This window comes from Nocardia asteroides (genome assembly GCA_019930625.1).
GTDB classification, from domain to species: domain Bacteria; phylum Actinomycetota; class Actinomycetes; order Mycobacteriales; family Mycobacteriaceae; genus Nocardia; species Nocardia sputi.
The window spans coordinates 2,922,985-2,935,553 of record CP082844.1 but is presented as its reverse complement, the minus strand read 5'-3'; the positions used below and the strand labels follow the sequence as shown (position 1 = coordinate 2,935,553).

Below are 12,569 nucleotides of genomic sequence, written 5' to 3'. Positions count from 1 at the left end.
GGCGGGCGCTTCGGCTCACGCCGGCCTGGTCGGCCGGGGCGCCGTCGGAAAAGAGCGGGTGCATCGTCGTCACGGGGCCGCTCCCGGAGGCTCCGAGCCGTTGCCGGTGTCGTCGTCGGTCGGGGTCCGACCACGGTGACATCGTTCGGCGGCGACTCGCACGGCGCGGGCCGCCTCGTCGGTCGCGGTGTGCTCGGCCGCGAGCCGCAGCAGGGCGACCGCACCGGCACGGATGTCCGGATCGGCCAATCCGTAGCGAGCGGCGTCGACCCAGCGACCGGCCAGCGGCGCGGCGATCGAGCTCGCCTCGGCGACCACCGCGGGGCTGGACATGAGCCCCTCGAAGACGTGTACCGGAACGGTCCACATGTCACCGGGCTGGGCGTCGATGTAGCGGACTTCCAAGTGGCCCGAGGCACGCACCGGAGGGAACAGCGTGGTCAGGTGATAGTCGAGGTCGCCGGTGTCCGGGCGGCGGCCGACCTCGTCGTCCAGCGCGCCGGACAGCCAGTCGGCGAATGTCGCTCCGGGCGGTGCGGACCATCCCTCGTCACCGTCACCGCGTTCGGTGGTCCCGCCGGGCGCGCGCACGCACAGCAGCGGCACGTCCAGCGCCCATCTGCCGTACGCGGCCACCGGATCGGTCCAGTCCAGCACCGGCGGGCGGGTGCGCATGTTGTCCAGCCGCAGCCATGCCCGCATGCGCTGGGACGCCCACGCGCCGGGCGGTGCGCCGCGCAGGGAGGGTGAGCAGGCGAAGGCGGCCAGCAGGGCCGGGCCGACGGCGTTCAGGGCGGTCCAGCGTGCGGTGACGTCCGCACGGTCGGCACCCGCGTCGACACTGACCTGGGTCGCCGCGGTGTTGCACATCATCAGCTTGCCGAAAGGACCGATGCCGCCGAAGGAGCGCTCCATCGCGCGATAGCGCGGCAACTGAAGCAAGCGTTTGGGGCGGCGGTCCGCGTCGGCGGCGACGGAAACGGTGCGAATGGACCGGGAAGCGAGAAGTTCCCGCAACAGGCGGGCATCGTCACGCAGCCGCTCGCACAGCTGCGCGGCAGCGCCGTAAGGGGCGCTGGAGAGTTCGATCTGACCTCCGGGTTCGAGTGTGACCCGGCTGCCCCCCGGCAGCGCGAGCGCCGGCGAATCAGGGGCGATGGACCGTGGTGCGTACGGTCCGAGCGCGTCCGCCAACATCGACAGCTGGGGGCGCGGAGCGGCCGAAGGGCCGGACGCCGAACACTCACCGTGCACCGTGAGCCACTCGAGTTCGGCGCCGATGAGGGCCGGTGGCCCGAGCTTGAAGCACACCCCCCCGATGTAGGCCTCCGCCGCGGCCCGGGAGGAAAGTTCTCCCTGCTCGGTGGCACAACCAGCCGACTCAGAACGCTCGAGCGTCACCGCCATGCCGACCTCCAGTGGGCTCCGGGACGTAGTCCGCTGCTCTTCGATTATCGCCATTCGGCGCCGTCGTATTCCTCTCGCGGGCCGAAATTCGCGTGTGGCGATCCATCCAGCGTAGCCACGCGGACCGACAAGAAACTGACATGAAGCCGAACATTCGACCCGATAAGGTCGGCTCCATGCTGGATGACGATCGCGTACGAGCCGACACTCCCGGATGCGTGTCCGGGCCCGGACCAGGCCCGGTTTTCCTCGACAGCGCCGGGTCGTCGCTGCCGCCCCGGGTCGTCACCGAGACCGTTGTCGCGCACCTGCGGCGGGAGGCGGAGATCGGCGGCTATCGCGCCGCGAACGAACGGCTCGATGATCTCGCCGAGGTCAAGACCGCGATCGGCGCGCTGATCAACGCCGAACCGGAAAGCATCGCGCTCAGCGACAGCGCCACCCGCTCCTGGGCGGACTTCTTCTACTCGGTACCACTCGCCGCGGGCGACCGCGTCCTGGTCTCCGAGGCCGACTACGCCAGCAATGCCATCGCCGCCCTGCAACGCGCCCGAGCCACCGGCGCCACGGTGGAGAAGATCCCCAGCGACGGCAGTGGGCAGATCGACCTCGACGCACTGGAGGCGTTGGTCGACGAACGGGTCAAGCTGGTCTCGGTGCTGCACGCGCCGACCAACGGCGGGCTGGTGAACCCCGCCGCCGAGGCGACCCGGATCGCGCACTCCGTCGGCGCGCTGGTGCTGCTGGATGCCTGTCAGTCCGCCGGGCAGCTGCCCTTGGACGTGGCCGAGCTCGGTGTCGACGCGTTGTCGGCCACCGGTCGCAAGTGGCTGCGCGGCCCGCGTGGCACCGGGTTTCTTTACCTGCGGCCGGAATTGGCGCGGTCGATGGAGCCCGGACGGCTCGACCTGCACGGCGCGGAATGGACCGGTCCGAGCGACTACCGGCTCGCACCCGATGCCAGCCGCTTCGAGTTCTGGGAATGCGACGTCGCCGGCCGCCTCGGCCTGGGCGCCGCGGTGCGATACCTGCTCGAGCTGGGCCCGGAAGACGTCTACGCCGCGATCGCGGCCCGCGCCGAGCACCTGCGCAAGGCGCTGCCGGAGATTCCCGGCGTGACTGTGCGCGACCTCGGCATCCGGCACAGCGGCATCGTGTCCTTCACCGTCGACGGCGTCGACCCCGTCGAGGTGCGCGACCGGCTGCTGGCGCAGGACATCACGGTCACGGTCAGCCACGCCGGCTCGACCCTGCTGGACATGAACGGCCGGGGCCTCGCCTCCGTCGTGCGCGCCTCGCCGCACTGCTTCGTCGGCTTCGACGAACTCGATCGCTTCGTCGCCGCGGTGGCCTCGCTGTAGACCCCGCCGCACCGCCCGACCCCGGTCCGACCTGCGCCCCCAGAAAGGGGGTTAACGCCGCGCCGCGATGGCGGGATAGTTGGGGGAGGCCGATTCCCGGCGACGGTGGTGATGGAGGAGTTGACGTTGAGCAGGTTCACCGACGAGATGTATGCCACGGCGCAAACCTCCGAGCGCGGACTGGTCACCGGCGAGCCGGGCGCCCCGCTGCGGCGCACCTGGTCCGAAATCCACCGGATCGCCCGGCGTATGGCGGGCGGGCTGGCGGCAGCGGGCATCGGGCACGGCGACGCGGTCGGCGTGCTGGCAGGCATGCCGGTCGACATCGCCCCGGCCTGCCAGGCCGTCTGGATGCGCGGGGCGTCGATCACCATGCTGCACCAGCCGACCCCGCGTACCGATCTGGTGGTCTGGGCGCGCGACACCGAGACGGTGCTGACCATGATCGAGGCGCGCGCGGTCGTGCTCGGCGCGCCGTTCGAGGCGGCCGAGCCGCTGCTGCGCGAGCGCGGCATCACCGTGGTCCGCATCGACCAGCTGCCCGACGGTCCCGACATCGATCCGGTGCCCACCGCCGAGGGCGATATCGCCTTGCAGCAGTTGACCTCCGGGTCGACCGGCTCGCCCAAGGCGGTGCGGATCACGCACGAGAACTTCTTCGTCAACGCCCACGCCATGTTCGACCGGGTGAAATTCCAGCTCGGCGACGACGTGATGGTCAGCTGGCTGCCGCTGTTCCACGACATGGGCATGGTCGGATTCCTCAGTGTGCCGATGCAGTTCGGCGCCGAAGTGGTCTGCGTGACGCCGATGGACTTCCTCACCAGGCCGCTGCTGTGGGCCGATCTGATCAGCAAGTACCGCGGAACCGTCACCGCCGCACCGAATTTCGCCTATTCCCTGCTCGCCAGGCGGCTGCGGCAGGCCGACGACGGCGCGTTCGACCTCAGCAGTGTGCGCTACATGTGGAACGGCGCCGAACCGGTCGATCCGGACACCATGGACGCCTTGGCCGAGGCAGGCAAACGCTTCGGGCTCAACCCGATGGCGCTCACCCCCGTCTACGGCATGGCCGAGACCACGCTGGCCGTGTCGATCCCCGATCCCGGTCACGGGCAGGTGCTCGACGTGGTCGACGCCGACCTGCTCGAGGCGCTCGGCAAGGCGGTGCCCGTGCCGGAGGAGCACGGGCATCCCGCCAACATCCGCCGATTGCCCACCCTCGGCTATCTGGTCGACCAGCTGGAGGGGCGGGTCGTCGACAGCGAGCGTCAGCCGCTGCCCACCCGGTCGGTCGGCGTGATCGAATTGCGCGGTCCCGCCGTCACTTCCGGGTACGTGACGGTGGATGGTTTCCAGTCGGCCCAGGACAGCGAGGGCTGGCTGGACACCGGCGACATCGGCTACTTCACCGACGAGGGACTGATCGTGGTGTGCGGCCGGATGAAAGACGTGATCATCATGGGCGGGCGCAACATCTATCCGACCGATATCGAGCGCGCGGCCACCAGGGTGGCGGGCGTGCGCCCCGGGAACGCGGTGGCGGTTCGCTTGGACGCGGGCCAGCACCGGGAGAGTTTCGCCGTGGTGGTGGAGAGCAACAGCCACCAGAACCACGAAGAGGTCAGGCGCATCGAGCGCGAGATCGTGCACTCCGTCTTCGCGGAGGTCGGCGCGCGGCCGCGTACCGTCACCGTGCTCGGACCCGGCGCGCTGCCGAAGACCTCCTCCGGCAAACTGCGAAGGGCGGCAACCGCGATCCATCTGCCGCGCGGATGATCGGCGCGGTCGCCGCGAACGCTGTCGCGTTCAGTGCAATTGATTCTGCGCGGTCTCCAACCCGACGCGCAGCAGCAGTTCCACCGCGTCGGCGGCCTGCTCGATGATCACCGGCACCTCTTTGCGCTCCGGCGCCGCGAACGGCTTGAGCACATAATCGGCCGGATCCTGCCTGCCCGGCGGGCGGCCGATGCCGATGCGGGTACGCAGGTAGTCCTTGGTGGTCAGGGCGCTGGAGACGGAGCGAAGACCATTGTGCCCGCCTTCGCCGCCGCCGCGCTTGAGCCGGATCGCCCCGAAGGGGAGGTCGAGTTCGTCGTGCACGACGATCACCTCGGTCGGCGGCACGGAGAAGAACCTCGCCAGCGCGGCCACCGCCCTGCCGGACAGGTTCATGAACGATCGCGGCTTGGCGATCAGCACCTGGCGCCCGTCCAGCCGGGCTTGCAGCAGGTCGGCGCCGGATTTCTTGTGCACACCGAAACGGCCGCCGACGCGCTCGGCGAGCACGTCGGCGACCAGGAAACCGACATTGTGCCGGGTGCGCTCGTACTCGGGACCGGGATTACCCAGTCCGACGACGAGCGCGGGCCCGGCGGACGATTCGGTGTTACTCAGCGCTCTCGCCCTCGGCCCCTGCCTCGCCCTCGGTGGACTCGGCGGCCGGGGCGGCGATGACGTTGACGATCAGGATCTCCGCGTCGGTGGCCAGGCTGACACCGGCGGGCAGCTCCAGCGCGCCCGCGGTGATCTGGGTGCCGGCCTCGACGCCGTCGACGGAGACCTCGATGGACTCGGGCAGCTTCATCGCGTCGGCCTCGATGGAGACGGTGGTGGTTTCCTGGGTGACCAGGGTGCCGGGAGCGGCTTCGCCGGTGATGGCGATGTTCACGTCGGCGGTGACCTTCTCGCCGCGCTTGATGATCAGCAGGTCGGCGTGCTCGATGTAGCGACGGATCGGGTGCACCACGACGGACTTGGTCAGCGCGAGCTGCTTCTGGCCGTCGATGACGAGGTTCAGCACCGCGTTGGTGCCGTGCTCACGCAGGATGGCGGCGAAGGCCTGGGCGTTGACCGACAGGTGCTGCGGGTCGGACTGGTGGCCGTACAGCACGGCCGGGACGTTGCCCGCACGACGGGTGCGGCGGGCGGCGCCCTTGCCGAACTCGGTACGTACGGATGCTTCGAGAAGGTTGACGTCGGACATGACTGGATCTACTCCTACGGCTCTTCCGGGCTGGTCAATTACACGTGAGGTGTTCCGCACACCTGACGGGGTGGTCTATTCGTCGGGGCGAAGACCGAACGAGGACGGCCGGAAGCCGAGCCGCGTCGATCACGGTGTCGCAAATCTGGTCTGCGGTCACCCTCGCCGAGACAACCCGAACACCATACCCCAGCGCAGGGGCGCTCTTTGAATCGGGTGGTCACCCGCGGTTCGGCTCGCGCTCGGGCGCGTCGCGTACGCTGGCGTGGTTGCCGATCGGTCGTCTGCGAAAGGTTGTCTGCGTTGAGCGCCTCCCCCGAGGGTGTTGTCGCGCCCGCACCGCGCGGGTTACCCGCCGAGGTCGCCCGTCGGCGGACGTTCGCGGTGATCTCCCACCCCGACGCCGGCAAGTCCACGCTCACCGAGGCGCTCGCCCTGCACGCCAGGATGATCTCCGAGGCGGGCGCGATCCACGGCAAGGCCGGGCGCAAGTCCACCGTCTCGGACTGGATGGAGATGGAGAAGGCGCGCGGCATCTCGGTCAGCTCGACCGCGCTGCAGTTCAACTACCGCGTCGAGGGCTCCGACGTCGACAACGTGATCAACCTGGTCGACACCCCCGGCCACTCCGACTTCTCCGAGGACACCTATCGGGTGCTCACCGCCGTCGACGCCGCGGTGATGCTGATCGACGCGGCCAAGGGCTTGGAGCCGCAGACGCTGAAGCTGTTCCAGGTGTGCCGCCACCGTGGCATCCCGGTGATCACCGTGATCAACAAGTGGGACCGGCCGGGGCGGGCTCCGCTGGAACTGCTCGACGAGATCGATGAGCGGATCGGCCTCACCCCCACCCCGCTGTTCCTCCCGGTCGGCATCGCGGGAGATTTCCGCGGCCTCCTGCGCCGCGGCCCGGACGGCGTCCCGCTCGAATACATCCACTTCACCCGGACCGCGGGCGGCGCGACCATCGCGCCGGAGGAGTCGCTCACGCCCGAGGCCGCCGAAGCGCGCGAAGGCGAGCCGTGGACGACCGCCGCGGAAGAGAGCGAGCTGCTCTCGGCCACCGGACAGGATCACGACCAGGAATTGTTCCTCGCCGGGCAGACCTCGCCGGTCATCTACGCCTCCGCGATGCTGAACTTCGGCGTGCGGCAGCTGCTGGAAACCTTGGTCGCGCTCGCACCGGCCCCGGGCGCGCGGCCAGACGTCGACGGCAATCCGCGGCAGCCCGGTGACCCGTTCAGCGCGGTGGTGTTCAAGGTGCAGGCGGGAATGGACGCCGCCCACCGGGACCGGCTCGCCTTCATGCGGATCGTGTCCGGCGAGTTCGAACGCGGCATGGTGGTCACCCACGCGCAGACCGGCCGGCCGTTCGCCACGAAGTACGCGCTGACCGTATTCGGCCGCGAGCGCGCCACCGTCGACACCGCCTACCCGGGTGATGTCGTCGGCTTGGTCAACGCGACGGCGCTGGCTCCGGGCCACACGCTGTTCGTGGACAAGAAGGTGGAGTTCCCGCCGATCCCGTCGTTCGCGCCGGAGCACTTCGCCGTGCTGCGGGCGCGTTCCGCGGGCAAGTACAAACAGTTCCGCAAGGCCGTCGACCAGCTCGACTCCGAGGGCGTCGTGCAGGTGCTGCGCAACGACATCCGCGGCGACGCCTCCCCCGTCCTGGCGGCCGTCGGCCCGATGCAGTTCGAAGTGGTGACCGCGCGCATGCTCACGGAGTTCAACGTGGAGACCACGATGGAGCACCTCGGTTACACGCTGGCCCGGCGCACCGACGCCGCGTCGGCGGACGCACTCGGGCGGCAGCGCGGGGTGGAGGTGTTCACCCGCTCAGACGGCGCGCTGCTCGCGCTGTTCAGCGACAAGTGGCGGCTGCAATACATCGAGAAGGAGCACCCGGCGCTCACCTTGGAGCCCCTGGTCGCCACCGCCGACTGAGTCAGCCTGCCTCGGACTCCGGCCGCAGCGGCGGCACGCCGGGGTCGCGTTCGACCGAGGAGATGCCGTCCTCTTTCGCGATCAGGCCCCAGCGGCTGGAGGTCAGGCGCAGGCTGGGCAGGTCGCTGAGGGACAGCACCACTTCATAGGTGCGTTCGTAACCGGTGTGCGAGATCCGCCAGCGTCCGTCGTCGCAGCGGACGTAACGGTCGGTGTAGAAGGCCGCGCCGCGCAGCAGCATGTTATGGCCCGGTATGAGGACCGTGTCGGCGAGGTACCACGTACCGTTGGCGGTGTCGCCCTCGACGTCGATCTCGGGGTGGTCGCAGCGATGCTCGGTGATCACGTGCGGCCCGAGCGTGTTGCGCATGAACGCGATGAACGCCTCACGCGATTCGAACTGGAGATATTCGCTGTAGGTCGCGGTCGCCTCCGGAATCATGGTGTCCGCGAAATCGTCCCACGACTTGGTGTCGAGTGTGCGTAGGTACCGGTACTTCAGCCGGGAGATCGCCGATACGTCGTCCACCTCCCGCTCCTCGTTGCCACGGCCGCGACCCGACCGCGGATCGTCGCGCACCTGTCCGAAGTCGATCGGGCCCGCGTCGAAGCGCAGCCGCCCATCGGCGCTGTCGCCGGGATCGCGCTCACCGGTGCTCGTCGCCCGCCGGCCGCGCCCCTGGCCCGTCCCGCCCGGGTCGATGTCCTGTTCGCCCGGCTCCGGTCCACCGGGATCGATTCCCACCCCGCCGCGCTCCTGCCGGCCCGGGTGCAAACCCGGGTCGTCGCGCTGCTGTCCACCGGAGCCAGTGCCCCGGTCGTTCCGCGCTTGCCCAGCGATGCCCAAACCCGGGTCGCCGCGCCCCTGCCCGCCGATTCGCTGATCCATACCCTCAACAATCCCATCCCGAGTGCCGGATTGGGAGACTTGTATCAGATTGCTATCACGGTAAGGGGAAACATTCCGGCGAAGATCAACTCGGGATGTCAGCTTCCGATGGTGAAGCAGGTGCGGCAGAAGTCCTCGCCGAACTCGGTGAGCCGGAGACTCTTGCGGACGATCTTCGGCGCCCGGCCCGCCTTCTTCAGCGCCGCCTCCACCACCGGCTGCACCTCGAGCACCATGTACCGGCTCAGCACCACCGGATCGTCCGAGGTCAGCGTCAGGCCGAGGCGGTTGAGGTTGATCAGGTAGGACCGCGCGCGGTCCGGGTAGCGCACGCCCGCCTGCTCCGGGACCGAGGTGAGATCCCCTTGCACCAGTTCCGAGCCGATCCCGAGCGGACGGTTGGTGCGCACGTCGACCGACGGCTGCGGGCCGTTGAGCGCCATGAAGCGCAGGATGCGCGCCTCGTCGGGAGCGAGCTGGTCGAGGATGCGGTCGTAGGCCGGGTGCACGTCCTCGGTGAAGTAGACGTCGGCCGACCTGGCCAGCAGCGCGTCACCGCGGCGGCGCAGTTCCTCGGTGCTCGCCGACCGGAAGTAGGAGCCGACGGCCAGCGCCTGCTGCGAGGCGGGACCGTTGGAGGTCGGGACGTAGCTGACGATTTCCCGGACCGAGCCCTCGGTGACGCCCAGCGCGCTGCGGGCGATGGAACGCAACGCCTTTCCGGTCCGCTCGGCGATCTCGGCCGAGGATTCCCCGTCCAGCGCCGCCTGGGTGATCTCCTTGGTGACCTCGTAGGTCGTGCCGACCGCCCACTGGCTTCCACGCGCCACGGTGCCCGCGGCCAGTCCGGCCGCGCGGAACACGCCGCGGATCAGCCGTGCCTCATTGCTGATCTGCCGCTGTTCGACATCCGAACTGCGCTCGACGGCGCGGGAAGCGGCACGGGCCACGTCCTGTCCGGTTCTGTCGTCTGCCACGTTTTCTCCGATGTCGCCGGGTGAACGAATCCGTCCCACAGATTACTTCCCCTTGTGTCGCCGGTCATTCGCACCACCTGACTCGGACAGTGCGACCGGCACGCGGCGCGCAATAGCGTTTCTTCGTCGAGGGGGTGCTAGTTTTGGGTGCCGGTGAGGCGGCGATCACCGGTGTATCGGCAGGAGGGTGTCGTGTTAGAGAGCGTATTCGGAATCCACCCGACGATCCTCCTCGAGCTCGTGACCATACCCCTTTTCACCGGGGTCATCGGCTACATCACCAACTGGACCGGCGTGCTCATGCTGTTCAAGCCGGTCGCCTTCCACGGTGTCCGAGTTCCCGGCCTGCGCGCACTGTATCCGTTCCTTCCCAAACGAATTCAAGTTCTTCCACTGCTCAGCTACGACGGCCGGTTCGGCTGGCAGGGCATCGTCCCGTCGCGCGCGGACAAGATGGCCAGCATCGCGGTCGACAAGGGTCTGGCCAAACTCGGCAGCGTCTCGGACTTCTACCGGGAACTCGAGCCGGACAAACTGGCCGAGCATCTGGCCAGCATCGCCGACGCGCAGATCAAGGACATCGTCGAGGACATCCTGCGCCGGGAGCATCCCCAGCTCTGGTACAACCTGCCCGCCCAGGTGCGCGACATGGTGCACGCCAGGGTGCGCCAGCAGTTGCCGGAGATCCTGCGCGAGCTGACCGAGGAATTGGGCGCGAATATCGATCAGCTGCTCGATGTGAAGCAGATGGTGATCCGCTACTTCCAGGCTCGGCCGCATCTGCTCAACACCCTGTTCCAGGTGCTCGGGGCAAAAGAACTGCGATTCATGCAGAACTTCGGTTTCTACTTCGGCGCGCCGATGGGCGCGCTGCTGGTCGCCGCCCTGCATCTGACCGGCTGGTCCAGCCTGGTGGTACTGCCGATCGGCGGCGTGATCATCGGATGGGTGGTCAACTGGATCGGCATCAATATGATCTTCGCGCCCGCTTATCCGAAGTGGTGGGCGCCGTGGCGGCAGGGCCTGCTGATCAAACGCAAGTCCGAAATCACCGACGGATACGCGGAATTGGTTTCCAGCCAGGTGATCACCGTGGCGAATATCGGCGACGAGTTGCTCAACGGCCCGCGCTCGGACCGCACCATGCAGATGCTCGAGGACACGCTGCGACCGGCCGCCGACCGCGCGCTCGGCCCCGCGCGCCCCGCGGTCAAGTTCATGCTGGGCAGCCGCGAATACGACTCCTTGCAGTCGACCTTCACCAGCGAAGCCATGGCCATCGCGCCGATCGCGTTCGCCGACCCGGAGTTCAACGTCCGCCAGGGCAGGCAGATCAACGAATACATCGCCAGGCAGATGGCGATGCTGTCGCCACCGGATTTCGTCGACATGCTCCGCGCGGCCATCAAGCAAGACGAGTGGCTTCTTTTCGTCCATGGCGGCGTGCTGGGGCTGTTCGCCGGATACGCTCATATCCTGATCTTCGGAACGGGAGTGGCGACATCATGGCTGTAGCGGATCCGGACGACGGCGATCTCGAGGCCGTCGAGCACAGCGATGCGACGGAAGCGAACGCCGAGCCGTCGCACGACATCGCTCGGCGGCCCGCTTCCGACATCGCTCGCACCGACCGATCCCCGAGGCGTGCAACGGTTCCCGTGGCCACCGTGCGTGCCGCGACTGGCGTCGCCCGGGTCGCCTGGAGCGCCGTCACCGAGGTGACCTCCTGGAGCGTCGGCACCGCGGTCGGCGTCACCTCGACCGTGGTGCGGCGCAGCATCGAGGGAGCGCCGCCGCGAGAAGTGTTGGCCGAGGCCGAGGCCGAGGTCCGCGACGCGATGCGCAAAGCGCTCGGCCTCCCATCCGCCGCGGAACCGCCCGGGCAGGAAGCCGTGCCCACGCTGCGCGAGCAGGGCGCCGCGCTGTTGCGGTTGTCGGCCAGCCCGCACGGCGAGGACGACAACCACCCGGCCTTCGCGGGCATGCTCGCCGAGCTGACCCCGGACGAGGCGCGCATTCTGCGCTTCCTGCGTCTGGACGGTCCGCAGCCCTCGATCGACATCCGCACCGGCCGTCCCCGCGCGCTCGGCTCCGAACGCCTGGGCTCGATGCTCACGCTGATCGGCGAGCACGCCGGTTTGCGCTTCCCCAATCGGATCCAGCAGTACCTGACCAACTTGCGCAGGCTCGGCCTGGTCGAGCACGCGCGCGAGCCGGTCGGCAATCCGAACCGGTACCAGCTGCTGGAGGCGCAGTCGCCGGTGCGAGAGATCCTGAAGCGGTCCGGTTTCGGCACCAAGGTGATCTATCGCAGCGTGGTGCTCACCGACTTCGGCGCTGACTTCGTGCGTACCTGCCTGCCCGTGGTGGTGCAGGACGGCCGCGCCTCGGGGCACTAGGCTCCCCAGCCGCGCAGCGCCAGCTCGGCCACCCCTCGTAACTCGTCGCGGCTCGCGCCGTCCCGCGCCGCCTGGGACATGCCCTGCATCACCGTGCCGACGTAGCGGGCCAGAGTCCGCGCGTCCAGGTGGTCGGGCAGGACGCCGGCGTCGATGTCGGCCTGGATCCGCGCGGCGAAGGTGTCGATGTTCCGATTGCGCATGTCGCGCAGGAGATCGGCGATCTCGGCGCTGGTGGTGTTGACGCCCGCGCTGATCACCAGACAGCCGTGCGGGCAGTCCGGCCTGGTGTACTCCGTCGCCGCCTCCCGCAGGATGCGCCCGACCGCTGCCCGGGCGCTGCCCTCCTCGGCGAGCGCCCGCGTGACGAATCCGCCGTAACGCCCCCCGAAATTCGCGACCGCCTCCTCGAACAGCGTCTTCTTGTCGCCGAACGCGGCATACAGGCTCGGTGCGCCGATGCCCATGGCCGCGGTCAGGTCGCCGATCGAGGTGGCCTCGTACCCGCGCGCCCAGAACAGCCGCATGGCTTTCTCCAGCGCCGCGTCCCGATCGAAGGATCGCGGCCGTCCCCGGGTCGTCGTACCCATATCGACATTCTAT

General features: G+C 69.1%; 11 protein-coding genes. 5 read left to right on the top strand and 6 right to left on the bottom strand.

The genetic code is table 11. The features are described 5' to 3' along the window. Positions 1-69 precede the first annotated feature (69 nt). The gene (gene egtA / locus K8O92_13305; protein UAK34725.1) at positions 70-1,407 is read right to left on the bottom strand and encodes an ergothioneine biosynthesis glutamate--cysteine ligase EgtA; all 1,338 of its coding nucleotides are present in this window, start codon (positions 1,405-1,407) and stop codon (positions 70-72) included. A 176-nt stretch (positions 1,408-1,583) separates the two neighbouring features. Here egtA and K8O92_13300 point away from each other — a divergent pair, with 176 nt between their 5' ends. Together K8O92_13300 and K8O92_13295 are read left to right on the top strand one after the other, a co-directional pair. Continuing rightward, positions 1,584-2,768: an aminotransferase class V-fold PLP-dependent enzyme gene (locus K8O92_13300; GenBank protein UAK34724.1), complete on the top strand. Its 1,185-nt coding sequence runs from the start codon at positions 1,584-1,586 to the stop codon at positions 2,766-2,768. A gap of 126 nt (positions 2,769-2,894) precedes the next feature. Beyond that, positions 2,895-4,547, top strand: a complete 1,653-nt coding sequence (locus K8O92_13295) for a fatty acyl-AMP ligase (GenBank protein ID UAK34723.1) — start codon at positions 2,895-2,897, stop codon at positions 4,545-4,547. Positions 4,548-4,577: 30 nt separating this feature from the next. Here the strand turns inward: K8O92_13295 and pth are convergent, their stop codons facing one another. Both pth and K8O92_13285 read right to left on the bottom strand, forming a co-directional pair. Beyond that, complete coding sequence (gene pth, locus K8O92_13290) at positions 4,578-5,165, bottom strand: aminoacyl-tRNA hydrolase (GenBank protein UAK35670.1); 588 nt, start codon at positions 5,163-5,165, stop codon at positions 4,578-4,580. After that, positions 5,158-5,754 (bottom strand): 50S ribosomal protein L25/general stress protein Ctc, encoded by a 597-nt coding sequence (locus K8O92_13285; GenBank protein ID UAK34722.1) that lies wholly within the window; start codon positions 5,752-5,754, stop codon positions 5,158-5,160. Before K8O92_13285 ends, pth begins: the two co-directional genes overlap by 8 nt. A 303-nt stretch (positions 5,755-6,057) precedes the next feature. On the opposite strand from K8O92_13285, the gene K8O92_13280 reads away from it, so the two are divergent. Beyond that, positions 6,058-7,701, top strand: coding sequence for a peptide chain release factor 3 (locus K8O92_13280; GenBank protein UAK34721.1), 1,644 nt, complete (start codon positions 6,058-6,060; stop codon positions 7,699-7,701). A 1-nt stretch (position 7,702) separates the two neighbouring features. Here K8O92_13280 and K8O92_13275 read toward each other — a convergent pair whose 3' ends face one another. Both K8O92_13275 and K8O92_13270 read right to left on the bottom strand, forming a co-directional pair. Beyond that, positions 7,703-8,230: a nuclear transport factor 2 family protein gene (locus K8O92_13275; GenBank protein UAK35669.1), complete on the bottom strand. Its 528-nt coding sequence runs from the start codon at positions 8,228-8,230 to the stop codon at positions 7,703-7,705. Positions 8,231-8,688: 458 nt separating this feature from the next. After that, positions 8,689-9,159, bottom strand: coding sequence for a DUF4393 domain-containing protein (locus K8O92_13270; protein ID UAK35668.1), 471 nt, complete (start codon positions 9,157-9,159; stop codon positions 8,689-8,691). 600 nt (positions 9,160-9,759) lie between these two features. On the opposite strand from K8O92_13270, the gene K8O92_13265 reads away from it, so the two are divergent. Together K8O92_13265 and K8O92_13260 are read left to right on the top strand one after the other, a co-directional pair. Next, positions 9,760-11,082 (top strand): hypothetical protein, encoded by a 1,323-nt coding sequence (locus K8O92_13265; GenBank protein ID UAK34720.1) that lies wholly within the window; start codon positions 9,760-9,762, stop codon positions 11,080-11,082. Then, positions 11,073-11,966, top strand: a complete 894-nt coding sequence (locus K8O92_13260; GenBank protein UAK34719.1) for a DUF4393 domain-containing protein — start codon at positions 11,073-11,075, stop codon at positions 11,964-11,966. The genes K8O92_13265 and K8O92_13260 overlap by 10 nt, the downstream gene beginning before the upstream one ends. Here the strand turns inward: K8O92_13260 and K8O92_13255 are convergent. Further along, positions 11,963-12,556 (bottom strand): TetR/AcrR family transcriptional regulator, encoded by a 594-nt coding sequence (locus K8O92_13255; GenBank protein UAK34718.1) that lies wholly within the window; start codon positions 12,554-12,556, stop codon positions 11,963-11,965. The two genes, K8O92_13260 and K8O92_13255, sit on opposite strands and share 4 nt — an antisense overlap. Between the last annotated feature and the right edge of the window lie 13 nt (positions 12,557-12,569).